24 protein-coding genes are annotated in these 24618 nt (G+C 41.9%); 13 read left to right on the forward strand and 11 right to left on the reverse strand.

The features are described from left to right. Positions 1-81: 81 nt before the first annotated feature. The 3 genes from ACO1R6_RS03965 to ACO1R6_RS03975 all read right to left on the reverse strand — a co-directional run bounded on the left by ACO1R6_RS03965 (position 82) and on the right by ACO1R6_RS03975 (position 2802). A complete protein-coding gene (locus ACO1R6_RS03965) occupies positions 82-1350 on the reverse strand; it encodes a BaiN/RdsA family NAD(P)/FAD-dependent oxidoreductase (protein ID WP_486262368.1) in 1269 nt (422 codons plus the stop codon). A gap of 12 nt (positions 1351-1362) precedes the next feature. Continuing rightward, positions 1363-2181 carry an SDR family oxidoreductase gene (locus ACO1R6_RS03970; protein ID WP_486262370.1) on the reverse strand — a complete coding sequence of 273 codons (819 nt, stop codon included), beginning with the start codon at positions 2179-2181 and terminating at the stop codon, positions 1363-1365. A gap of 186 nt (positions 2182-2367) precedes the next feature. Continuing rightward, on the reverse strand, positions 2368-2802 hold the full coding sequence (locus ACO1R6_RS03975; RefSeq protein WP_486262372.1) for a YkvA family protein: 435 nt from the start codon (positions 2800-2802) through the stop codon (positions 2368-2370). A 108-nt stretch (positions 2803-2910) separates the two neighbouring features. Here ACO1R6_RS03975 and ACO1R6_RS03980 point away from each other — a divergent pair, with 108 nt between their 5' ends. Then, a complete protein-coding gene (locus ACO1R6_RS03980; RefSeq protein WP_486262374.1) occupies positions 2911-3441 on the forward strand; it encodes a DinB family protein in 531 nt (176 codons plus the stop codon). Between the two features lie 49 nt (positions 3442-3490). Here the strand turns inward: ACO1R6_RS03980 and ACO1R6_RS03985 are convergent, their stop codons facing one another. After that, positions 3491-4873: a PhoH family protein gene (locus tag ACO1R6_RS03985; RefSeq protein ID WP_486262376.1), complete on the reverse strand. Its 1383-nt coding sequence runs from the start codon at positions 4871-4873 to the stop codon at positions 3491-3493. Positions 4874-5421: 548 nt separating this feature from the next. On the opposite strand from ACO1R6_RS03985, the gene ACO1R6_RS03990 reads away from it, so the two are divergent. Next, the gene (locus ACO1R6_RS03990) at positions 5422-5937 is read left to right on the forward strand and encodes a toxin-antitoxin system YwqK family antitoxin (protein WP_486262378.1); all 516 of its coding nucleotides are present in this window, start codon (positions 5422-5424) and stop codon (positions 5935-5937) included. Between the two features lie 11 nt (positions 5938-5948). Here the strand turns inward: ACO1R6_RS03990 and ACO1R6_RS03995 are convergent, their stop codons facing one another. From ACO1R6_RS03995 to ACO1R6_RS04005, 3 genes are all read right to left on the reverse strand, one after another. After that, positions 5949-6572: an AlbA family DNA-binding domain-containing protein gene (locus ACO1R6_RS03995; protein ID WP_486262380.1), complete on the reverse strand. Its 624-nt coding sequence runs from the start codon at positions 6570-6572 to the stop codon at positions 5949-5951. After that, positions 6569-7441, reverse strand: a complete 873-nt coding sequence (locus ACO1R6_RS04000; RefSeq protein WP_486262382.1) for an SDR family oxidoreductase — start codon at positions 7439-7441, stop codon at positions 6569-6571. Before ACO1R6_RS04000 ends, ACO1R6_RS03995 begins: the two co-directional genes overlap by 4 nt. Positions 7442-7699: 258 nt before the next feature. Continuing rightward, positions 7700-8095: a DUF3127 domain-containing protein gene (locus tag ACO1R6_RS04005; protein ID WP_486262384.1), complete on the reverse strand. Its 396-nt coding sequence runs from the start codon at positions 8093-8095 to the stop codon at positions 7700-7702. Between the two features lie 174 nt (positions 8096-8269). On the opposite strand from ACO1R6_RS04005, the gene ACO1R6_RS04010 reads away from it, so the two are divergent. Next, the gene (locus ACO1R6_RS04010) at positions 8270-9193 is read left to right on the forward strand and encodes an isoaspartyl peptidase/L-asparaginase family protein (protein WP_486262386.1); all 924 of its coding nucleotides are present in this window, start codon (positions 8270-8272) and stop codon (positions 9191-9193) included. Positions 9194-9285: 92 nt separating this feature from the next. Here the strand turns inward: ACO1R6_RS04010 and ACO1R6_RS04015 are convergent, their stop codons facing one another. Beyond that, positions 9286-10176 carry a cyanophycinase gene (locus ACO1R6_RS04015; protein ID WP_486262388.1) on the reverse strand — a complete coding sequence of 297 codons (891 nt, stop codon included), beginning with the start codon at positions 10174-10176 and terminating at the stop codon, positions 9286-9288. A gap of 388 nt (positions 10177-10564) precedes the next feature. Between ACO1R6_RS04015 and ACO1R6_RS04020 the strand changes: the two genes are divergently transcribed. Next, positions 10565-11059, forward strand: coding sequence for a YciE/YciF ferroxidase family protein (locus ACO1R6_RS04020; protein ID WP_486262389.1), 495 nt, complete (start codon positions 10565-10567; stop codon positions 11057-11059). Between the two features lie 290 nt (positions 11060-11349). On the opposite strand, the gene ACO1R6_RS04025 is transcribed toward ACO1R6_RS04020, so the two are convergent. Beyond that, a complete protein-coding gene (locus tag ACO1R6_RS04025; protein ID WP_486262391.1) occupies positions 11350-13137 on the reverse strand; it encodes a M1 family metallopeptidase in 1788 nt (595 codons plus the stop codon). Between the two features lie 293 nt (positions 13138-13430). On the opposite strand from ACO1R6_RS04025, the gene ACO1R6_RS04030 reads away from it, so the two are divergent. From ACO1R6_RS04030 to ACO1R6_RS04060, 7 genes are all read left to right on the forward strand, one after another. Continuing rightward, positions 13431-15056 carry a L,D-transpeptidase family protein gene (locus ACO1R6_RS04030; RefSeq protein WP_486262393.1) on the forward strand — a complete coding sequence of 542 codons (1626 nt, stop codon included), beginning with the start codon at positions 13431-13433 and terminating at the stop codon, positions 15054-15056. Positions 15057-15144: 88 nt separating this feature from the next. After that, on the forward strand, positions 15145-15516 hold the full coding sequence (locus ACO1R6_RS04035; protein WP_486262394.1) for a hypothetical protein: 372 nt from the start codon (positions 15145-15147) through the stop codon (positions 15514-15516). Positions 15517-15540: 24 nt separating this feature from the next. Then, positions 15541-15687, forward strand: coding sequence for a hypothetical protein (locus ACO1R6_RS04040; RefSeq protein WP_486262396.1), 147 nt, complete (start codon positions 15541-15543; stop codon positions 15685-15687). A 118-nt stretch (positions 15688-15805) separates the two neighbouring features. Further along, positions 15806-17179 carry an exodeoxyribonuclease VII large subunit gene (xseA, locus tag ACO1R6_RS04045; protein ID WP_486262398.1) on the forward strand — a complete coding sequence of 458 codons (1374 nt, stop codon included), beginning with the start codon at positions 15806-15808 and terminating at the stop codon, positions 17177-17179. Further along, the gene (gene xseB / locus ACO1R6_RS04050) at positions 17163-17378 is read left to right on the forward strand and encodes an exodeoxyribonuclease VII small subunit (RefSeq protein WP_486262399.1); all 216 of its coding nucleotides are present in this window, start codon (positions 17163-17165) and stop codon (positions 17376-17378) included. The genes xseA and xseB overlap by 17 nt, the downstream gene beginning before the upstream one ends. 183 nt (positions 17379-17561) lie before the next feature. After that, a complete protein-coding gene (locus ACO1R6_RS04055; protein WP_486262401.1) occupies positions 17562-18134 on the forward strand; it encodes a hypothetical protein in 573 nt (190 codons plus the stop codon). Between the two features lie 146 nt (positions 18135-18280). Next, complete coding sequence (locus ACO1R6_RS04060) at positions 18281-18478, forward strand: hypothetical protein (protein ID WP_486262402.1); 198 nt, start codon at positions 18281-18283, stop codon at positions 18476-18478. Positions 18479-18608: 130 nt separating this feature from the next. Here ACO1R6_RS04060 and ACO1R6_RS04065 read toward each other — a convergent pair whose 3' ends face one another. Then, positions 18609-19343: a LytR/AlgR family response regulator transcription factor gene (locus ACO1R6_RS04065; RefSeq protein WP_486262404.1), complete on the reverse strand. Its 735-nt coding sequence runs from the start codon at positions 19341-19343 to the stop codon at positions 18609-18611. Beyond that, entirely contained in the window at positions 19343-20386 is a 1044-nt protein-coding gene (locus ACO1R6_RS04070; protein ID WP_486262405.1) for a sensor histidine kinase, read from the reverse strand. The genes ACO1R6_RS04065 and ACO1R6_RS04070 overlap by 1 nt, the downstream gene beginning before the upstream one ends. Before the next feature lie 331 nt (positions 20387-20717). Between ACO1R6_RS04070 and ACO1R6_RS04075 the strand changes: the two genes are divergently transcribed. Then, positions 20718-23753, forward strand: a complete 3036-nt coding sequence (locus ACO1R6_RS04075) for a TonB-dependent receptor (RefSeq protein ID WP_486262407.1) — start codon at positions 20718-20720, stop codon at positions 23751-23753. Between the two features lie 227 nt (positions 23754-23980). Then, the coding region (locus tag ACO1R6_RS04080) for a YceI family protein (RefSeq protein ID WP_486262409.1) at positions 23981-24618 on the forward strand (638 nt) is incomplete at its 3' end.

Consider the following 24618-nt stretch of genomic DNA (forward strand, 5'->3'; position numbering starts at 1 on the left):
TTATAGTGACTAATGACACATTTTATGTTCTGGATTATTTTACTACCGGAAAGAAGATTTTGTTCTACTATATTTTAATTATTATAATTCATTCTGTAGGGCTTGATTTTTCGTGCTTTTGTTGGCCATGGCTTTACCAGCCAGGAAGCCGGCCGTCCAGGCGGCCTGAAAATTAAAACCACCGGTAACACCGTCTATATCTAATACTTCGCCGGCAAAATACAGGCCTGGGTGCAGCTTGCTTTCAAAAGTGAGTGGGTTTATTTGCTCTAAAGTAATGCCGCCACAGGTAACAAATTCTTCTTTAAAAGTGGTTTTACCTTGTACCGCAAATGGTGCCCGCAATAATTGTTCAAGTAATTTATTCTGGTTTTTAGCTGGCAGTTCGGCCCAAATAGTGGTTTCGGGTATGGCGGCTAAAGCTACCTTGGCTTTCCAGAGGCGCTGGGGTAAATTAAATAAAGGATGGCCTGCTACTTGTCGTTTTGGGAATTTTTGCCGGTAGGCAGTTAATTCGTTCCGTAAAGTATCTTCAGTAAATTCCGGCACCCAGTTTACCAACATCTGAAACTGGTAACTCAAATCGTGCAACGTACGGGCCGCCCAAGCCGATAATTTAAGCACGGCCGGTCCGCTAAAACCCCAATGCGTAATTAAAAAAGGACCTTCATTTTCCAGGTTCTGACCGGCAATTTTAACTTTAGCCTGGTTTACCGCTACGCCCGCCAACTCTTTAAACGGCGAGGTGGGTACGTTAAAAGTAAACAAAGAAGGTACCGGCTTATTTATAAGGTAGCCAAGCTGCTCCAGCCAACTGTAACTTTCGTATTTGGGGTTGCCGCCCGTACTTATTACCACCTGGCTTACCGCTAAACGTTGTTCTTGGGGTAAAGAAAGCATATAGCCGCCTTGGGGAAGTGGTTGTATGGCATTAACAGCGGTGTTTTGTTTTATGATGATACCTGATTTCTGGGCTTGCTGCAACAGGCAATTTACCACTGTGCCGGAATCATTGGTAACCGGAAACATGCGGCCATCGGGTTCGGTTTTAAGTTTAACACCCCGTTTAGCGAACCAGTCTACTGTATTAGTTGCACCAAATAATTTAAAACCTGGTTTCAGAAATTTACCGCCCCGGGGATAAAATTTTATTAATTCTGCCGGCGAGAAGCAGGCGTGGGTTACATTGCACCGGCCGCCACCCGATACCCGAACTTTGGCTAAAAGCTTATTTGTTTTCTCGAACAGGTAAACTTGTAAATCTGGATTGTGTTCAGCACAGGTAATGGCGGCAAAAAAACCGGCGGCACCGCCGCCGATTATGGCTACTTTATTATTTATTTCCGGCATGGAGGTTCTTGGTTAAATAAATAACATTGGGTCCGGGTGAATAAATCTGTAAGCCAAATCTTTTTTTATTTTTTCGCTGCTAATAATTTTATAAGCCGCCTCGGGAGTTGGTGGGGCAAATGCGGGTGGGGGTAAATTTAATTTATTAGCCGCCGCCGTATAAAATTCCTGGCGCGTGGGGTGCTTATCGGCGCAACCATTGTAGGTTTTTCCCCAACAACCCTGACTTATAATTTCTGTAATCAACTCCAGGCAATCGTTGAGGTGAATAAGGTTTACCGGCGCATCTGGGTTAGATACATTTTGTTTGGCAGCTAAAAACCGGCCCGGTTGTCGGGTGCCGCCAACTAAACCGCCAAACCGCAAAACAGTAGTATGGGCATTGACCGCCTTTAGCTTGTTTTCGGCCTGCAGCAATACATTATTTTGTAGATATTCACTTAGATCTTCGTCGGCGTAAAAAGTTTTATTTAAATCGGGGTAAACCGAAGTAGAACTAATAAATAAAACCCGTAATGCCGGTTGCGATTCTAAGGACTGAGCTAAAGAATTAATTTGTTGTAAAAAGTTTTCGCCTTGTCCGGCGCGCAGGCCCGGCGGAAAAGCCACCACCAAATAATTAGCCGTTAAAAAAGATTGTAAAGTTAGCGCAGGTGGGTTTAGCTTTAAATCTATCAGGAATGGAGATATGCCTTCAGCCGCAAGCAGTTCTTCTTTAGCTGGTGTGGTAGTAGAGCCTTTAACCTGGTAACCAGCTTTTATTAATTTTTGCGCCAAAGGTAAGCCCAGCCAACCGCAGCCCAATATACTTATTACTTTTCCGGAGTTCATCAGCCGCAAAGGTACAAAGGCTACTGGATAACTCCTGTCAGAAAAAGACTAACAATTTATTAGCTTAAATAAAATATGCTAAAAGCAGTTAAGGTCAGTTAATATTAGGTTCTAGCAGAAACTTAATCTTAAAAGCAGTTAAAGAATGGGTGTTATTACCACCCATTCTTTTGCTATATCTAAAGCTTAGGTAGGCATAATGCCCTGGGTTTGTTCCCATTCTTTGTACTTGCTAAGTTCTTCCTGGAAAGATTTTATAAACCAGGCCATTAAGCTAATATCATCGGCGTAGCCTAACACCGGAATAAAATCCGGAATTATATCAATCGGGAAAATTAAATACAGCAAAGTAGCTACGCCGGCAATCATCGATTTGGTGGCTACCTGCCGGTAACTGCCCTGAATATAGCTGCGCACCAACCGGATAAAGGTGAACATAACTTCCCGGATTTGGGTAAATCCCGACTTTTCGCTTTGTACATCAATGAGTTTGTGGTAAGCATCATTTAACATTAAAGCTAATTTTGCCGGCCGACCGATTAACCTACCGGCTTTTTGCGTTAAAAATGAAAACAAAGCGTGCTTCGATAATTTTAATCCTCTTTCTGCCAGGCTAGCCATATAGTTAATTTTTTAGTTTGATTAAGGAATACGCTGGCTATACGTTTACCAGGCTGTTTAAGATATTGCCGGATTTATTATATTTGACTTAAACTAAACATAAAAACTATGCTTACTAAAAATCAGCCCGGACCGTACCCGGCTTATTTTGACCGGTACATACAGATCTTACCCGACACCGATATTTTTGAATTATTGCAGGCGCAACCAGCTGAACTCAATATTTTGGTTGGCCATTTATCGGAAGCGGAAGCTGAAAAGGGTTATGCCCCGGGTAAATGGTCGGTTAAAGAGGTAATTGGACATTTGCTCGATACCGAAAAGGTTTTTCTGTACCGTTGCTTGTGCATCAGCCGCGGCGAAACCCAATCCTTGCCTGGCTTCGATGAAAACCTATACGTGCAAACGGCCAACTTTAACGCCCGAACCTTAACCGATTTGCTCGCCGATTATCAACTGCAACGGAGCGCTACTTTAGCTTTTTTCCGGACCTTAACGCCAGAAATGCTGGAGCGTGTAGGCACAGCCAACAACAATGCGGTGTCGGCTAAAGCTTTTGTAATATTAACCGCCGGCCACGAATTACACCACCTCAATATTCTTAAAGAACGTTATTTGCCGGTTCTGGCCCGGGCATAAAAAAAGTCAGCCGGCGGCTGACTTTGTATGGAATTACAAATATCAAAATTTATAAAAGCTCGTTGGCCAGGTTGGCTAGTTCAGAGCGCTCGCCTTTAAGTAAAGTAATATGGGCGTATAAGGGATGATCTTTGGCTTTATCAATCAGGTAAGATAAACCGTTGCTTTGGGTATCGAGGTAAGGTGTATCTATCTGGTAAATATCGCCGGTAAAAACAATTTTGGTATTTTCGCCGGCCCGCGAAATAATGGTTTTAATTTCGTGGGGTGTTAGGTTTTGGGCCTCGTCTACAATAAAAAATATATTTGATAAGCTGCGGCCTCTGATATAAGCCAAAGGCGTAATCATTAATTTTTCCTGCTCTACCAGTTCTTTAATTTTCTGGTGTTCTTTGCTGGTTTCCGGAAACTGGTTCTGAATAAATTTAAGGTTATCCCACAAGGGCTCCATGTAGGGGTTCAGCTTAGATTTAACATCGCCGGGCAAATAGCCAATGTCTTTGTTGCTTAAGGGCACAATGGGGCGGGCCAGGTAAATTTGCTTGTATTCCCGGCGTTGTTCCAAGGCTCCGGCCAAAGTAAGTAAGGTTTTACCGGTACCAGCCATGCCCTGCACTGAAACCAGTTTAATGTTGGGGTTCAGAATGGCGTGTAAGGCAAAGGTTTGTTCGGCACTGCGGGGTTTTATGCCGTAGGCCATTAATTTATCTACCTTTTCTATTTTGCGCTGCGCCGGATTGTAATAAGCCAGCACCGAGTTTTTATAGCTTTTCAGTACAAAGTAGTGGTTGTCGGTAGGAGGCTGATCCAGCACGGCCTGGCTATCACAGGTGCCAAAGTCATATAACTGGTCAATGGCGTCCGGCGACACATCTTCCAGCACATCGTTGCCGGTGTACAGGTTGTTTACGTTTTGTACCTTACCGGTTTCGTAATCTTCGGCGGTTAAGTTTAAAGCCCGGGCTTTCAGCCGCAGGTTTATGTCTTTGGTTACTAATATTACTTTGCGTTCGGGGTACTCGTGCTGCAATTGCAGGGCCGAATTTAATATTTTATGATCCGCTTTTTTCTCTCCGAATATTTTTTCGGCATCTACCTGCGGAGCCTGGATCATGAGCACTTTAAAGTTGCCTTTTTCCGGGCTGCCAATGGGTATCCAGTTTTGCAGCATCATTTCGTGCGAGAGCTTATCAATAAACCGGATAAATTCGCGGGCTTCAAAGTTTTTAATATCGTTGCCTTTTTTAAAATTATCGAGTTCTTCGAGTACCGTTATAGGTATAGCTACATCGTGCTCCTGAAAATGCTCAATGGCGCTGTGGTCGTAGAGAATTACCGAAGTATCTAAAACAAATATCTTTTTGGTTATAGTAGTATCCGGGGTATTTTTTTTACTGGATCTGGAGGTACGCGGCTTTTTGGTTTCGCTCATAGGGAATGTTGAAAGATAAAAAGAGAATTTCTCAGCGAGAAAAGAAATTATAAAACTGTTTTTGACATACGTAAAAAAGTGGACTAGTATAATGTTTAATAATTAATTTTTAAGCTTTACTGCCCATTTTTATTTTATTATTTAACAGATGGGGCTATTTAGCTGTTCGGGAAAATTAAATTGGAATTGCGTTGGGGGTTATCGTAAAATTTTATTAGTTTCCGGTTAAATAAATAATTTAACGGCACACTTCTTAAGTAAATCCGTAAGAAATGCTTATTTAAAAAGTAATTTTATTTTATCTTATAAAGATTATGGCAAAATCACAAGACTCTCGCAAGGAAACAAAAAAGAAACCGCAAAAAACCACGAAAGAAAAAAAAGCGGAAAAACAGGAAAAGAAAAAGTCTTATGATTAAGATTTAAAGAATATTTTCCCAGGCCTTTTCGTTATGGCAATAATCCACTTCACCTTTAAAGCAGCCTTTTCAGCTGCTTTATGTTTTTTAAGTGTTTAAGAATCAACTGCAGTAGCTTATTTAAATTTCATGAAAAAGTTTTTGGGATTAGCTTTGCTGGGGCTATTTTTAGGGAAGGCACCGGCGCAAGCACAGTTTTTAAGTGGTTTATTTATTAACCGGTACGATAAAAATGCGTTACACCACGGCAAATGGAAATATTTTGACCGCTCGCACGGCCGGCGTTTAATTTGTATTGGCCGTTTCGACCACGGCAAGCAAGTAAACGAGTGGAAATATTTTTACCCGAGCGGAAACCTGCGGATGCTGGAAAAATATACTTGGGAAGGCGATAAACGGTTAGTAGATGTAACTTTTTACCACGAAAACGGCTTGGTATCAAACAAAGGGCTAGCCCGCGTAGAGGTAGAAGGCAACAAAAGCCATTACTACTGGTTTGGCGATTGGGTTTACTTTGATACCGAGGGCGCGCCTGAAAAAACTGTTACCTACAACAACGGCCAACCGGTGCAATATTTATATCCCGATGGCCGCGTAGAAATAGTGCCGCAAAAATTACCCCAACGCACCCTTGATTTAAAGTAAAATATCAAACTTTAACTTAATGTATAGTAAGGTTCTTGTTCTGGGTCGTGTTCCTGAATGCGGCCTTGCAACATGAGCCCCATTAATAAACGGGCTGCCCGCTGCTTAGAAATATGGGCCAGGTGCATAAACTGTTGCAAGGTTACACGGGGCTGCTTCTGCAAATGTAAAAGCAACAAAGTCTCGTGTTTGGTAAGGGTTGGGGCTAAACTTTTGGCTTGGGCAGCTGCTTCTGCAGCCTTTTGTGCTAGCTCGCCTGTCTGCACCGATTCATCTTTAACGCGAACATATTGGCGCCACTCATTTTCTTTAATTTTAGCAAAGTGGTTCTTTTGTTTGCTTTCCGGAACAATTGCCTTTAATACCACCCGGTTATCTGCTTCAATTTCCTCAAAAATCAGCTTAACCGCCGGGCGGGTATAATATTCAGATGCCTGCTGTAAATTATGTTTTTCTTCTTCCGGATCGATGCCGCAGATAAGGCCGTTATCTAAAACACCTACTAATATAATTCCGCCTTTGGTATTAGCCAGCGATACCAAGGTGCGGGCGATTTTATCCAGCTGGTTAATCTTTTTTTTAAACTCCAACTGGTCGCCTTCGCCGTGGGCAATCAATCTTTCTAAATCCGTCATGCCGGCAATACTTCCTCTTTTTCAGGTTGAATAAACAAGCCGGTTTGTTCGGCACTTAAACGCCACAAGCGTTTACTTAAAGCACTATTATACGTTTCTTTAGCCGATTTAACTGGTCTTTTGTTTTTGAAATACCGACCGCTCACTTGGGCAACCTCCGGCGAAGTGGCTAAATATATAATTGTTTCAGCACCTTTTTCGGGCGTTTGCATTAAGGGGCGGGCCACCTGAAACAACCACTTAAGTAAACCCATAGAAGTGGTGCCGAAGTTGCTGGCAATTACACCCGGGTGCAGGCAGTTGGCCGTAATAGAAGTAAACTCCAGCCTCTGAGCCAGCTCGTAAGTAAATAAAATATTGGCCAGTTTAGAATCGCAGTACGCAGTAAAAGCTGAATAATGCCGGGGCGAGTTGTGTTTATTAAAATCTAATTGCCCCAGGCGGTGTGCTTCCGATGAAATATTAATAATACGTGCGGTTTCGGCATTTACTAATTGTTCCCAAAGCAAATTGGTTAGTAAAAAGCCTGATAAATAATTGGTAGCCCAGCAAATTTCGATGCCTTCGGTGGTACGGGAATATTTACCCGGCAGCATGCCGGCATTATTTATTAAAACATCTATTTGGGAATATCTTTCCTGAATTAGTTGCGCTAAACTTCTTACTTCGGCCATTAAAGATAAATCGCAGGGTAAAAAATATACCTGCTGGTTACCCGATGCGGTTCTGATTTCAGTTTCGGTTTGACGGCCCCGGTCTGGGTTGCGGCTTACCAGCACAACTGTGGCGCCTAGTTTGGCCAATTCTAAAGCGGTAACTTTGCCAATGCCGCTACTGCCGCCTGTTATTACCACAATTTTATTTTTCATATCCTGCATTATACGGTAGCCACCAAAAAATTATAACCTTATTTTGCTTTTAACGCAAATTGCCTGCTACCAGCATATTTATTCGGCATCAAAATTTACAATTATTCTAAAAACGCTAATAGTTTACAGTTACGTGCCAGGCAAAAGCGGCTTTGCTTATTCAGGAGTAAAAGTAGATATGCGGTAGTTCATTAACCAAAACGCAAAAAAAATGCGGGCTTTTCAGTCCGCATTTATTAAAAGTGTATTTCTGTTTAATTAGAAAGGAAGATCGTTGTCTGCTTCGTCGGATAAGAAGGAGTTGCCAGCCGCTTGTGGTGCCGCTGCCCGGTAGTTGCTGTTAGTATTACCCGTATTGGCTGGTGCTGCGCTGCTGCTGGCACTTTCTACCCGCCAGGCGCTCAGGTTGGTAAAGTACATTGTAGTGCCATTTTTGGTAAAAGGCTTACCCGATAAATTAAAAGTAACTTTCACTTCATCGCCTACTTTGTATTGATCAAGCACGCTGCACTTATCTTGGGTAAGCTGAAACTTTATATATTGGGTATAAGAACCGTCCGGAATTTCCAACACAAATTCTCTTTTGCGAAATTTATCGCTCACCTGGGCCTCATCAAATATTTCGTGCAATCTACCTTGAACATCAAAAGACATAATTCTTTATTTTAAAATTAATAAATGTTATCTACAAAGATACGTATTTCCGGATAAGATAATTCCTTTTTGCCCCATATTTTTAAGGCAAAATAAAGCTAAAAAACAGATAAAATAAGCCGGTAAATTACTGCCTGGCAGGTGGCTACAACCTTAAATAAAATTATTATAAACATGCAAAATATAGCTATTGCCATTCACGGCGGGGCCGGAACCATCTTGCGGTCGGCCATGCCACCCGAAAAAGAAAAGCATTATTTATCTACTTTAGAAAATGCCATTAAGGTAGGGCACCAGGTATTGGCAAGTGGCGGCACCAGCCTCGAGGCCGTGGTAGAAACGGTGGTGTTCCTCGAAAATGATCCTATTTTTAATGCCGGCAAAGGTTCGGTTTTTACCCATACCGGCAGCCACGAAATGGATGCCTCTGTGATGTGTGGTCATAGCCTTTCGGCTGGTGCGGTGGCAGGGGTAAGCCGGGTACGCAATCCCATATTATTGGCCAATACTATCCGGTTGCATTCGGAACATGTGTTGCTTACCGGAGCCGGCGCCGAAGCTTTTGCCCAGGAACATGCGCTGGCCTTTGAACCAGATAGCTATTTTTTTGATGCGTACCGTTACCAGCAATGGCAGGAGGCTCAGGAAACCGATACTGTAACCTTAGACCATACCGAAGATCGTAAATTTGGCACCGTAGGTGCAGTAGCCCTGGATAAATACGGCAACCTGGCGGCGGCCACTTCTACCGGCGGCATGACGAATAAAAAATACAACCGCATTGGCGATAGCCCCATTATAGGGGCCGGTACTTACGCCAATAACCAAACCTGTGCGGTTTCCTGCACCGGTCACGGCGAATATTTTATGCGCGCCGTGGTGGCTTACGATGTTTCTTGTTTAATGGAGTACAAGGGTTTAACCTTACAGCAAGCCTGCGACGAAGTAGTTTTAAACAAACTGGTAAAAATAGGAGGCGAAGGCGGCTTAATTGCAATTGACAGAGAAGCCAACCTGGTATTAAGTTTTAATTCTGAAGGTATGTACCGGGCCGCTAAACGCAACGAAGAACCCATTTTTGCTCAAATTTACCGGTAGGAGGGAAGATTAGTTTTATAAACGCAACAAGAGATGAATGACCGAACGCAAAACTAAGGCTAAAATATTAAAATTTAGTACGTCTGGTTTAGCTAATAGGCAATGTCCTCTTTGTTTTGGTGCGATTCTAAATCCGGGTAAAAGGAGCGTTCGACAATGTCGTAAAGATTGCCTTTGGCCAGCACGTGCAGGATTATATTTTCGATAGATAAAGCCGTGCCTTTTTTAACCTGCTGCGTGTTGTTGTGGTTAATGTGGTGCCCATCGATAATAATAACCAGGTTAGAACCAATGGTTTCAATTTGATTACCATTGGTAATTAAAACCCCGGTGTCTTCGCCTAAACCAATACCAATAGCTTTGGGGTAAGTACCAACTGCTTCGATTAAGCGGCCAAACCGGCCTCTTTTTACAAAATGAGAATCAATAATTACATTACGGATCAGACCCAAACCAGCACCCATTTTTACAGCTCCCCGCATAAGAGCTTCGGTGCTGCTGCCGCCTTTAATCATTATTTCCGACATGGCCATAGCCCCGGCGCTGGTGCCGGCAATTACAAAATTGGGCTCGGTATTATAACGCGACTGGCAAATCTCTAAAAAAGTACTTTGCCCGAAAATATCTGCTAAACGCGACTGATCGCCGCCCGTGAATAAAATACCATCGGTTTTGCGCAGACGCTCCAAAAAATCCGGGTTAGCTGCATCTTCAGCCGTCCGGATGTGCATCAGCCCAATGTTGGTGCAGTTTAAAATACCAAAAGCCCCAATGTAGCGTTCGCCCACTTCTTCCGGAATCATGGAGGCGGTAGTAATAACCTCTATGCGCGGATTATAAACGTGCAGTTCTGTTACAATGCGTTTTAGAATACCTAATTCAAAAAAATCGAGGTAATATTTTTTGCGCGATTTAGGATTTGGATAGGTCCCTTTGTCTTCGTTTCCGCCAATGGCAATTAATTTTCCTTTCGGTATCGTCACGTATTTCTTTTAAATAAAGCTTACGGTTATTTAGATGTGTCCGCAAAATTATTAAAAAAAATGCAATTATCCGGTGTTTTAACAGAAAACCCGTTAGCTGTTATACCTAAAAGTTAAATATAGATTTGGGCACAAGGTAGATTACGGGAATATAAAGTTTTACGTGCTTCATAAACCAATAAAAGTAATGGGCGTATAGTTACAAGGGGCCTAAAAAGCTTTTAAATAAATATTTAGCTGATTAGCGCCTCATCTGGTAATTTGTTAAGTAAGGAAAATATTACTTTAAGATTAGTTTAAAATTACCGGTTTGAAATGCCTTTTAATGGTTAGGTTTTATTATAAACCGACCGGAAAATTTACCTGTTAAATTATAAAGTACAAAACTATGGAATTAAAAACCTTGAATGATCTTTTTATGCACCAGTTGCGTGACTTGTACGGTGCCGAACAACAATTGCTAAAGTCTATGCCCAAAATGCAAGCTAAAACGTCTGCCACCGAACTGCAGCAAGCTTTTACCAAACACATGGAAGAAACCCAGAATCAGGTAAAGCGGCTCGAACAAGTGTTTCAGACGTTGGGTGTAAAACCTGAGGCCGAAAAATGTAAAGCCATGGAAGGTTTGCTTAATGAAGCAGAAGAGTTTATGTCGCATAACGCCGACGATGCGGTAATGGATGCGGGCTTAATTGCATGTGCCCAGCGGGTAGAACATTACGAAATTGCCGGTTACGGTACAGCTTGCACTTATGCTAAGTTTTTGGGCCATACCGAAGCTTTAAATTTATTGCAGGAAACGCTCAGCGAAGAAAAGAAAACCGACGAAAGTTTATCTTACATCGCCGAAAATTCCATTAACATAAAAGCAGAGCATCATTAATAAACACGATGTTTAGAAAAATAAACCCGGCTAAATTATTTTGGCCGGGTTTTATTTTTCTAGCTCAATTTTAATAATGAAGCGGTTTAGTGTTTTGGCAAGGGCATGAACGTTTGCTCTGGCCGCATGTTTTCAGCGGTAAGTAGTTGGACAAAAGCTAAATAATTGGCGGTGATAACACCACCAATGGCAGCAGTTCCAAAACCCTAAACAAGTTCAATGATATAAAATAAGATTATAGCATACAACTGATAAGAGTTGATTACAAATGCTGAAGTTTGCTTTTAATATTAGTAAGATAAAAGCACATCCAGCGAACTGGTGGCCACCGCATGGTAATTAGGTCGTGCTTTTTGGTAAATTTGTTTTGCCCAGGTTTGATTTTTGGCCAGCAGACCTTTATACAAGGGCAACAGGAACTTCCGGCGGCCAACCCGCATTAAAAATGCCTCTAAAGCCGGGTAAGCGGTCGCATAATCTTGCTGCACCGCTAACCGGAACCAAACTGCTAATATTTCGGCATTACCGGATTGGGTAAAATGAAAGGCCTCATCTAAGGCTTGTATTTTATCCTGGGTCAAGGCGGGTTCAATCAGGTTTAAAAAATAAAGCCATTCGTGCGTCGACCAATTTTGGGTAATATTTACATGGGTTGTTCCGGTTGTTCTCCAGTGTTCGGCTTCGCTGGCAACTTGTGTAAATAATTTAGAAGTAAGAACCGGTCGGGCAGCAGGTAAGCCAGATCTGTAAATCCACGTTTCGGGCTCTACTGGGGTAGCGTTAGGCAGAAGTGGTCTGTTTAATAAGGTAGCTTGCAGATATAATATAAAATTTTCGGTATCCATGGCTTGGAAAGCATGATTCTGAAAATATTGCCGGATAAATTCATCAAAAGCTTCCCGACCGTAAGCTTCTTCTAAGGCCAGTAAAAAGTAATTGCCTTTTTCGTAAGCTATTTCGGTGAGGCCTTCGTCGGGGTCGCGGTTAAGCAAATTAAGTTTTAATTGGGTATCTGGGCTGTTAGGGCCAATTTCCTGTAGTGTGTGTTCTAAATCCTGCAAGCCCAAAACCTTTAGCATATCAGCATATTCTTTTCCGTAAAGGGCTTCCATGATGCGGCGTTCGAAATATACGGTAAAGCCTTCGTTCAGCCAGAAATCGTTCCAGGTAGCGTTGGTTACCAAATTACCCGACCAGGAATGGGCCAGTTCGTGGGCAACTAAGCTGGTAAGAGAGCGGTCCTGGGCAATTATGGTGGGGGTCACAAAGGTTAGTTCGGGATTTTCCATGCCGCCAAACGGAAAACTGGGCGGCAATAACAATAAATCGTAGCGGCCCCATAAATAAGGTTCGTATAAATTTTCGGCCGCCTTCAGCATGGCGGGTAATTCGGCAAATTCGTAAGCAGCGGCGGCTTGTTGTTCCGGTTCGGTGTAAATGCCGGTTCGCTCGTCTAAACCCGTATAAATTAAATCACCCACGGCCAAGGCCATCAGGTAAGACGGAATTGGTCGCTTTTGGGTAAAAGAATATTGGCCGGTATTATTTTTTTCTGTTGGGTTTTCGGCGCTCATCAAAGCCATAAACTGTGGTGGAACCTGCACCTGTGCCTGGTAGGTAAACCTAATGCCAGGACTATCCTGGCAAGGTAACCAGGTGCGGGCCAGTATGGCTTGCGATTGGGTAAACAAAAAAGGATATTTTTTGCCGCCGGTTTGCGCCGGATGTAGCCACTGCAAAGCTGCTGCTATGGGTTTGGTTTGATAATAAACGGTAATAGTCTTGCATGCTGAATCAATATTTATGATTAGTGCTTGCCCTAAAACCGGGTTAGCTGGTCCTAAACGATAGTGGGCTTCTTCTCCGGAATCAGTTTCAACTTTTAAGATATTTAAATCGCGGGTGTCTAAAATTATTTCTTCGGCACCGGGGCTTAGGCTTAGGGTGTAAGCGGCTTTGCCGCGTATAATTTTATTTTCAAAATCAACTTCCAGGTTTAAATCTAAGTGGGTAACCACAGCTACCTGCGGTTGCGCAAAAGAATGCACATCTGGGCTAATTACCGGCGGGTTTTTCATAAGCAATTAATTAAAGTTAACTATCGGCTTTAAAAATTAAAGTATAAAAGATTGCTAAAAGGTTAATACCCCGGTACTTTAAACAAGTTCGGGCAATTAATGAGAATATAGTTTGTACCTACAATAACCATTTTGGGTTAAAACTAGTAAAAAACAAATGCCCCGGCTAAAAACACATAGAAAGAATTATATCCTTTAAAAGTACATTTTCTGCCGGTAGACTTTAAATCTTTTTCAGCATGTTTTCTAAACATAAATTTTCAGTATTATACTTTTTTTTAGCGGTACTGCTTATGGCGGCGCTGGGTTGTGGTACCAAAAACAGCAAAACCCAAACCGAAAAACAAACCAAAGCCGAACGCGAGGCCCAAACCGATAGCGCCTTTATTGAGAAGTACGTTGCCCACGAAGCCGTCTTTAAAGAGCACCGGAATATTGTAATGCAATTTTACCGGGAGCGCAATTTTAGATTAGGGTGGTTTAAAAACGATAAACTGGTACCGCAAGCCAATACGTTTATATCGGTGGTAAACCGGGCTTACCAGGAAGGGCTCGACCCCAAAGATTACAAGGTTAAAAACTTTGGGCAAATGTTTAAAGCTTACGAAGAAGCCAAAAAGAACGACTCCTTGCGTTTAAAGCTGAAACAGGAAATTGATGTTGCCTTAACCGCCTCTTACATGAATTACGCTTCGGATTTTTACCGGGGTACGGTAAATCCGCGCGAATTAGATAACATTGATTGGAGTGTCCGGAAAAATAAGATAAAGTTAAATAAAGCGCTGCAAACCATTTTAAAAGAGCGTGATAGCCGATACCCATATTACCAGTTTGAACCATTACACGAAGATTATAACCGGCTGCGCACGGCTTTGCAACAATACCGCAATATTAGAAAAGCCGGCGGTTGGCCCCAGATCCCGTCGGCCGCTAAATTAAAAATTGGCGATACCACCCGGGTAGTTTCTTTGCTTCGGCAGCGTTTGTTGCCGCAGGAACGTTGGAAGGTAGCCGGCCCGGATTCTAACCGCTTTACCGAAGAACTGCGCAACGCCATTATGGATTTTCAGGTAAGGCACGGCCTTAAACCCGATGGTGCTCTAGGTACCGAAACCCGAAAGGCCATGAACGTGAGTTTAGACGAGCGCATCGACCAGATAATTATAAACATGGAGCGGTGGCGGTGGGTACCTAAACCTAAAAAATTTGAAGAAAAGCACATATTTGTTAATGTGCCCGAATTTATGCTCTACGCCCGCGACAAAGGCCAGCGCGTTTTAGATATGCGGGTAATTGTAGGTAAAACCATGAACTCAACGCCCATATTCAGCGACAAGGTAGAATACATTGTTTTCTCGCCGTACTGGAATGTGCCTAATTCTATTTTGTTTGAGGAAATGGTGCCCAAGTTGCAAAACGACCCAAGTTGGTTAGAACGCATGGATATGGAATTATTAAACGGGTATGGTAAAAATGCACAGCCAATTCCGGCAAGTTCTGTAGACTGGTTTTCGGTTGATAAAAACAACTTTAAATACCGGGTGCGGCAACGGCCCGGGCCTAATAATCCCCTGGGCGATATTAAATTTATTTTCCCGAACGAACACGAAGTTTATTTGCACCATACCTCGGCCGAAACATTGTTTAACCAAAACCAACGCGGATTTAGCCACGGTTGTATTCGGGTAGAAAAACCCGTAGAACTGGCTAAATTTTTACTAGACGACCAACCAGAATGGGACGAAAGCCGCATTTTAGAAGCCATGCACGCCGGCGAAGAAAAATATTTAAACCTTAAAGAAAAAGTACCGGTTTATATAGTATACTTTACCAGCTGGGTAGACGATAAAGGCGCTATCCATTTCCGCGACGATTTGTACGGCCACGATAAAGTATTGGAAAAAGAATATTTTAATTAAAAATCAGGTTTAAAGCTTCTGTATGAAATACTTAAGCCTGGTAAAAGTAGCTTATAGCGTACATCTGTAAATTATAAATTCAAAAACTATGAAAAAAATAGCATATTATATCTTATTTTCGCTCGCGTTTTTAGGAACCGGATGCGGGGGCGCCGGTCAGGATGCCAAGGCACCTACCGAAGGTTACGGTGCCAACGAAAGCGGATTGAAAGATGACCAGCAAACGGGTGCCGGCCAGGTAGATGATAGCCGGCGCGGTGCAGACGTAAGTAAGAATGGCGGCAACATGGGCAACACCATGACCACCAACGATACCCTGCACAATGTAACCGATATTAACGAATCTGAAGCAGCCCGGGCCACCGAGAAGACCCAGCAACAAGTGGGTAATTCACAAAACCGGGGCGAGGGTAATGAATCGAAAAGCCGTACTACTAAAAACGACGTAGTTAAACAGTAGTAAATTTTAAATATAGATTACCTTATGAAAAATAAAATTAAGTTAATGCTCCTGTTTGGCAGTGTACTTTTGGTGCAAGCCTGCGGTTCAGTACCAGAAACAGATCCCGAGAAAGATGCTGCCCACAAGCGCGCAAACCGCGAAGAATATGCCGAGCGGATTCAGGATTAGTCCGGAGCATGAAAACAGAAAAAGGCAGCCCTACGGTTGCCTTTTTTTATTCTTTAAAATTTAGTAATTTAAATCAGTACTCAACTTTGGGCTATCATTAGTCCGAAGTATTTTAACTATGGTATCGCTTACCCAACCCATTCGTTTATCCGAACTAAGCCAGTTAATTCAGTTTACCATTGAAGAGGTATTCCAGGAAAAAAGCTTCTTGGTTATTGCCGAAACAACGGGTATAAATTTGTATCCGGCAAAAAATCAGTGCTACTTAACCTTAATCGAAAAGTGCGAACTAACCGACCGGGTACTGGCTTCGATTAAAGGTAGAATTTGGGGAAACTGTTACAGCTGTATCCAAAATTTTGAAGAAGCCACCGGGCAAACTTTTAAAGATAATATTCAGGTATTATTAAAAGTTAAAGTGCATTTTCATGCGCAATATGGTTTATCGCTGGCCATAGAAGATATTGACCCTAACTATACCATTGGGCGTTTAGCTTTGTCGCGGCAAGCGGTTTTGCAAAAGCTTCTCCGCGAAAATCCTGATCACATCCAGGAGCACAACCAGGAATATTTTACCTACAATAAAACCTTAAATTTTCCGCCGGTAATTCAACGTATTGCTTTAATATCTTCGGCCCAGGCCGATGGTTACGCCGACTTTATGCACGAACTCCTTACCAACCGGCACGGCTATACCTTTGAGGTAGATGAATATTTAGCCCCGGTACAAGGCTTAGAAGCGCACAAAGAAATTTACAAGCAACTGGTCAGAATTTACGAATCCGGCATAACTTACGATGCCGTTGTACTGGTAAGGGGCGGCGGGAGCCAGTTAGATTTTCAGGCGTACGATTCTTATTTATTGTCGCGCGCTGTGGCCCGCTTTCATTTACCCATTATAACCGGTATCGGGCACGAAAAAAACGAAACCGTTTGCGACCTAATGGCCCGCTTAAAAACCAAAACCCCAACCAAAGCAGCGGCCACCATTGTAGCGCATAACCGTGCTTTCTCAGAAAAATTATTGCAATTGCAAAAACAACTGGTGCTAAAAACAAACGAAATTTTAGTTACCCAGGAGCTTATTTTAAATTCGTTACAGAATAGCCTGGTAGGTAAAACCAAAGATTTATTAAACCAGGAGTTCCGGTTACTCAGCACTTGTATGAACGCTACCATTCTAAATGCCGAAAAAAGATTGCAGCACGAAAAAATAGGTTTGCTCAAGCACGGTTTTAACTTACAATGCCACGCCGATAATAAATTAAAAGAAGAACAATTTAAATTGCGGCAATTTAGCCAGACCATTCAGCATCTAGACCCGCATAATATTTTAAAAAGAGGCTATGCCATTGTGTACCATCAGGGAAAAATAGTGCGGCAAACCGAAAATATTCCGGTAGGCGCCGCCATTAGCACCCGGTTCCTATCCGGCTTTATAGAAAGCACCGTTACCCAAAATTCAGCAACACCCCATGAACCAAGAACATAACTTAAGTTACCAACAAGCCTTACACGAACTAACCGATTTGGTAGCCGAACTGGAAAATGAAAATATTCCTATCGACGATTTAGCCGCCAAAGTAAAAAGAGCTTCAGATTTAATTCAATATTGCCAATCTAAATTAACCCAAACCAATACCGAAGTAAAAAAAATCATTGCTAATCTAGACAATTCCGGCGATTTATAGAAGATAAATAAATGCCTAAGTGTTAAATACTTAATTTTAGGGGTAAACTACGTAATCCAATTTTTTAGCTTTTTTTTTATATTTTAAATTAGTAGATTTAAAGAATCATATTTGTTTCCCAGGCAATAAGTCTAAAGGAGCACGCACCTTAAAATAAATTATTTAAAGGTTTAAAAAAGCAGGATGAAAAACTTATCCGTATCGCTATTACATACTGCCTGGACGGCAGAAGAAAAGAAACAAATAGATGAAGCCATTGATTTTGTAGAGCAATATAAAGGAGATAATTTTATTCCGGATGCACTTTTGTATTTGTACAGCCTTATAAAAGTAGATTATATATTAATTACGGTTGTCGATTTATTGCCTATTCCTACGGTACATACTTTAGCCCTTGTAAAAAAAGGGATTATAGCTAAAAATATCAATTATCCTCTGGCGGGTTCACCTTGCGAAGGCGTTTTTGGGAAAGAGCAAAACTATTACCCCGGTGGTGTACAGGATTTATTTCCGTCGAACGACTTGCTGGTAAAAATGCAGGTAAAAAGCTACATGGGAATACCATTTTTTGATAAAAACGAAAAAGGTTTGGGCTGTTTGGCTTTGTTGCACAGCCAAATTATTGAGCGCGGCGGTTTTGTAGAAGCTTTAATAAATGTACTGTTGCCGCGGTTAGAAGAAGAATTAATTACCGTTTGTGATACATCCCAAAGCCGGACTGCTTTTTTACAGAATATAGCCAAAATGGTAGCTTAATCCGGTAGTTTTCCCGAAAAGCTACTTACTGGATTTTAAAATATTTGCCCGGGAAAGGTAACCTTTATTTAAAAATGCAGTACATAAACTGTTGAAAAACTCATAATTGTTTACCCGAAATTGTAAAAAATTAAATCTTACTATATATGAAAGCAAAGAACTGGACTGAAGAAAACAAAAGTGAGTTTAACCAAAGTAATCCTGCAAAAGAAAATAAAAATATTTGCAGTCGTACTTACAACGAAGAAGTGCCTTTTGCACCGGTTAATTTTCAGACTTACCAAAATATTCTGGAAAAACGCAATGAGTTGTTAAACACGGTAAAAGTAAACTATAATATTTAAGAAATATACGCGCGTATATTTCACGATCTATACAATAGCCTGGTCATTCGCCAGGCTTTTTTGTTTACCGGCAATACATTTATTATATTCCTTAAAGTTATTTAAAACGGGAAGTGAATATTTAAATATTTTACTCCGGCTGAATTTGATTGCGATCGATAAACTCCTTGAAAGTTTTGCGATAGGTATCACTAATCGGAATGAAAACATTATTTATTTGCACCTTGTCTTTATAAATAGCGTCTATGCCTTCTAAAGCCACAATGTAGGAGTGATGAATCCGGATAAAGCGGTTAAGCGGGAGTTGATTTTCTAAAGCTTTAAGCCGCTGCAGCGATACAATTTTCTGTTGGCGGGTATAAATGGTAACGTAATCTTTCAGGCCCTCTACATACAAAATATCTCCTATATTAACTTTAACCAGTTTAGTGCCGTCTTTCACAAAAATAAAAGAACTGCCCGGCTCGGTTGCAGGTTTATCGGGAGATATTGGACTTACCGCCGGAACGGCCAGGCGCTGCCGGGCTTTGTCTACTGCTTTTAAAAACCTTTCCAGGCTAATCGGCTTTAACAGATAATCTACTACGTCTAATTCGTAACTTTCAAGGGCGTATTCAGAATAAGCAGTAGTTAATATTACTAAAGGCTTTTTTTGCAAAATTTTTAACAAGGTAATGCCGGTAATTTCCGGCATCTGAATATCCAAAAAAAGAAGATCAATTTTTTGATTATGCAAAATATCAATAGCGGCCAAGGGGCTGGCGCAAGCTGCTTCTAACTGCAAATAAGGTACTTTGCGCACGTACTCGGTCAGGAGGTTACGGGCCAATGGTTCGTCTTCTACAATCAGGCAGCTTAAACTCACTATAAAACTAATTTTAATTTTACCTGGTATTGGTCGGGCAGGTCGTTGGTTATTAAAGTGTAGTGGCCGGGATAACTTAATTCTAACCGTCTTTTTACATTTTGCAAACCAATACCCGACTTTTCGGTGTTGTTGTTTTTATTGTTTTTTACTTTGCTGTTTTCTATTTGGTAAATAATTTCTGAGCTGTTAATGGCAATGGAAATATTTACCCAAGCGTTGGGGTTGTTGTTGCTAACCCCGTGTTTAAACGCATTTTCCAGAAAAGTAATAAAAATTAAAGGCACTACCAATAGTTCCTGCGGATTGCCGGTTACACTTAAATTTATTGGTATTTGGTTATTTAACCGGAGCCGTTCTAAACTTATATAATTTTCCATGTACGCGATTTCTTTGCTTAAAGGCACCCGCGCGTGGTTAGAATCGTAAATCATGTACCGCATCATTTGCGACAGCTTTTCAATTACCTCGGTGGTATTCGGCGATTGGGTAAAAGCCAGGTAATACAGGTTGTTTAGGGTATTAAACAAAAAATGCGGGTTAATCTGCGCTTTCAGGAAGTTTAACTCGGCGGTTAACTTTTCGTTTTGTACTTCTTTCTTTTTGGCTTCAAAATCAAACCAATCGTAGGCAAACCGGAGCATGCCAATAAATATTACAATAAACAACATAGTGGCTACCTGCTGCACGGTAAACATGGAAGAGTAAAAAAAACCATGTTGGTGGGTATAACCATCTACGAGCAAGCGTTGCAAATGAATCCGGATGGTAACCAAGATAACAAAAGGTATACTAAACTCCAGTAAGTACCGGAAAAAGTTTTTGTGTTTAAGCCAGCGGGGTAGGGTAATAAAATAATTGTAGTACGAAATGGCCATAATAAATACCATTTGTACGCCTGCAAATAAAATTACATTAAGCCAATCGTAATTATCGTGGCCCCGCCGGAATTGACTAACCTGGTAAAGAAAAAACGAAAGATAAACTCCCCAAAACGAAACGTGCAATAAACCAAAACGGCTTAACTTAAAAAAAGTAAACATAGCGTTGTATAAACAGCCAAAAAGTTAAAGGTAATTATTCTGTTCTTAAACCATTTATCAGCTTACCTATTTTATACCATTTGCCCTAATTACCCGATAATCTAGGCTTTTTACTCTACTACTTGGGTTGGAAGTGCCAAGTGCCGTTTGGTCGAGTTTTTAGCCGGGTCTGTCTAATATTAAAAAAGATGTGCGACTAATATATTTGTTTTGCGGGGAATAGGTAATGAAGGTATTTGTTTAGCTACTTATAATTGAATGCCGCTCTAAAAATTTGCGCCCGGCTGCTTACCTTTGCCGGCTGAAAAAAGATTTTGAATTAAATAAAAACATGAAAAAATTATTACCCTTTTTAGTTTTTGCCTGTAGTGCCCAGTTGGTGGTGGCACAGGTGCCGGGTAACCCTGGCGCAACGCGACCGGCGCCGGCCAACGCACTTACCGAAACGGCTGCGCCCCGGGGCAATAGTAAAATTACCGGCACCGTTGTAGATGCCAGCAACTCCAGTCCGGTAGGTTTTGCCACCATTACCTTAACCGATCCCAACACCGGCAAAGCCCTGGATGGAACCCTGGCCGATGAAAAAGGAAAATTTACCATTGCCAAGCTGGGTGCCGGTACGTACCGGGTGGTTATTTCTTTTATCGGTTACGAAACTCGTAACTTGGATAATGTAAAAATCAGCGACCGCAACGACGATGTAAATCTGGGTTCGGTAAAAATAAACATGAGTGCCACCGCCCTGAAAGAAGTTCAGGTGCAAGGCCAGCGCGCCATGATCGAAGAAAAAGTAGACCGCACTGTTTATAACGCCGAAAACGATGCGAGTAACCGCGGGGGCGATGCCTCGGATGTGCTCCGCAAAGTACCCATGCTCTCGGTTGATTTAGACGGTAACGTAAGTATGCGGGGTAGTTCTAATTTGCGGGTTCTTATTAATAACCGGCCTTCTACCATTACTGCCGGTAGCGTTGCCGATGCTTTAAAGCAAATTCCGGCCGATTTAATTAAATCGGTAGAAGTAATAACCTCTCCCTCGGCTAAATACGATGCCGAAGGTTCGGCTGGTATTATTAACATTGTACTGAAGAAAAATACCTTACAAGGAGGCAATTTAAATATCGATACTGGAGTTGGTTTACGGGGTTCTAACCTGGGCCTGAATGGTAGCTACCGTAAAGGTAAAATGGGCTTCTCGTTAGGTGGTTTTGGCAGAGCTATGTACAACACTACCGGCAGCTTTAATAACAGCCAGACCCGCAAAAATATTAGTGGCGTGGAGTTGAGCACGACCCTGCAAGAAGCGGATACTCGTCAGCGGAATATTTTTGGCCGTTATTCATTTGGCTGGGACTACGATATTAATAAAAATAATTTTATAACTGCTTCGGTGCAGTATGGCCTCCGGAACGGACGTTCGTTTCAGGATGAATTGCTTACCCAGCGTTATGAAAGCGATAACTTATTAGAGCGCAGTCTGCGCGACGTAGAAGTTACAGATAACTCCGGTACGGTAGATGTAAATTTAAACTACACCCATACCTTCGATAAGCCACAGCAAGAGTTTAGCATTTTAACCCAATATAGCCGGAATAATCGGACTAACGATTTCATTAATGCTATTTTTAATGATGATTTTACCACATTAAATAGCCGGTTAAAAAACATAAACGAAAGCTTTAATGAAGAATCAACCATTCAATTAGACTACCAGAATCCTATCGGAAAAAATCAACTGGTAGAACTGGGTGGAAAGCAAATTATGCGGCAGGTAATTAGCGATTATGAAACATTTGCGGCTGGTCCTACAGGGGCTTTTAATCGCTTACCGGGTCAGAACTTAAGTAATATATTTAACTATCGCCAGAACGTTACGGGTGGTTATCTGTCTTATACTTTAACTACTAAATCTCAATTTAGCTTTAAATCAGGCGTTCGTTACGAATATACAACTATTAACGCCGACTTTGAAGATACTCAAAATGGTGGATTCCAAATTCCGAATTATGGTGTTTTGGTACCCAGCGTAAATTTATCTCAAAGATTAAAAACAGGCAATACAGTTAAATTGTCGTATAACCGGCGTATCCAACGGCCATCGTTGCAGTATTTAAATCCAAACCGGCAAGCAGCCAATCCATTAAATATTACCATTGGTAACCCGAATCTGGATCCGGAATATACCAACAACTTTGAATTGGCTTATAATACTTATATAAACAAAACTTCCCTGAATTTTTCGACTTATGTACGTAATACCAACAATGCTATCCAAAGCGTAAGAGATATTTCCGGTGATACAATCCGGACGAACTTCCAGAATATTGGTCAGGAAAATGCGTATGGTTTAAGTGTTTTTGGCAGTGTAAACATCTCTAATAAACTTACCTTTAATGGTGGTACCGATGCCTATTACTCAACCTTAGAAAACAATAACTCCAACCCGATTTACCAGGCCAGCAACGAAGGCTGGGTGTTTAATGTACGCGGTATGGGAAGCTATATTTTAGGCAAAGGCTGGGGCTTACAAGGTTTTGGTTTTTACCGGGCTCGTCAGGTGCAGTTGCAAGGTACGCAAGGTGGTTTTGGAATATATAGCCTGAACTTGCGGAAAGATATTAATGATAAAAAGGGAACCATTGGCTTTGGTGCCGAAAACTTCTTTAATACGTCTATTAAAGTACGTAGCGAATTAGAATCACCCATATTAAGCCAGCGAAGTACCAATGTAATGAATAACCTGAGTTTCCGGGCTACTTTTAGTTACCGGATTGGTAAAATCACTTCAGAGCCAACTCGTCGGAGAAAGAAATCAGTTAATAACGACGATATGAAAGGTGGTGGCGAAGGCGGTGGTCAGGAAGCTGGTGCCGGAGCCGGACAACAAGGTGGCGGTGCCCCGGCTGCTGGTGGTGCTCCTGCCGGTGGTATGGGCCAAGGGCAAAGACCAGCCGGTGGAGCCCCAGGTCAGTTGCCGGGCGCCGGTGCCGGACAAATGCGGCAACCAGGTGCAGTAGTTAATCCAACAGCGCCAACAACTGTTACTACCCCCGATAGCACGGCTAGCCAAAATGCTGTTCCCGGACAAGCTGCCGACGTAAATGGAACCTGGCAGGGGCGGGTAGGTCAGTTTGATTTAACCCTAAAACTAGCGGCTACCGGCGAATCCCTGTCCGGAACAGTTGTAACCCCGCGTGGCGAAACGCCAATTTCAAATGGCCGGGTAGTAGGCAACGATGTTTCGTTTAATGTAACCTTTGGCCCCAACGCTGTTCCGTATCAGGGTAAAATTAACGGCGACCGCTTAACCATGAATACCACTTTCCAGGGACAAGCCATGGAGGTAATCTTTAACCGGGTAAAATAAACGGTAGAATTCAGGTGCCTGGCATGGTATAGGTAAAGAACCCGTACAATAGCTAGGCACTTTCTTTTACAATATTGTAAATAATTGTTTTTCAATAATTTTAATTAGATAAATTTAATTTTTTGTATATTGAAATCTAATTATTTGGGCTGTTTCGCACATTAAACTTATAAAAAAGCGGGCTGTCTAATCAAGAATATTTTAAACCTCTAACCAAGATAATCTTTATGAAAAAATCCCCGCTTGCTATTGGCGCTTTAGCGCTTACGCTTTTACTAAACACGGCTGCTATTACACCTAACCTCCCGGCTACTTCTGTAGTTATTAAAGCTACCACTACGCTAAATGTAGATCCGGCTGCCAGTACCTTAAACTGGACAGCTAAAAAAGTGGGCGGTGGCCATAATGGTACCGTTAAATTAACCAAAGGCAACCTGAACCTGGATGGCAATAAATTAGTGGGCGGTAATTTTGTAATGGATATGACTACTATTGCCGATGCTGACCAAAGTGCGCGGCTTACAACTCACCTGAAATCAGAAGATTTTTTTGGCGTTGAGAAAAATCCAACCTCTACCTTTGTAATTACCAAAGCTACGCCGGTGGGCAAAGCCAAAGCCGGTACCACTAATTACAACATAACCGGCAACCTAACCATTAAAGGCATTACCAATCCCGTAAGCTTTCCGGCGGTAGTTAAAGTGGGCAATAATTCGGCTGAGGCTACTGCCAAAGTAGAAGTAGACCGCCTGAAATATGATATTAAATTCCGCTCCGGCATAATTGGTACTGCTGCCGATAAAATTATTGAAGATACTTTTACTATCGACCTGAAAATTGTAGCAGGTAAAACAGCAACTGCCAA

The sequence above is a fragment of the Adhaeribacter sp. genome, assembly GCF_057359045.1.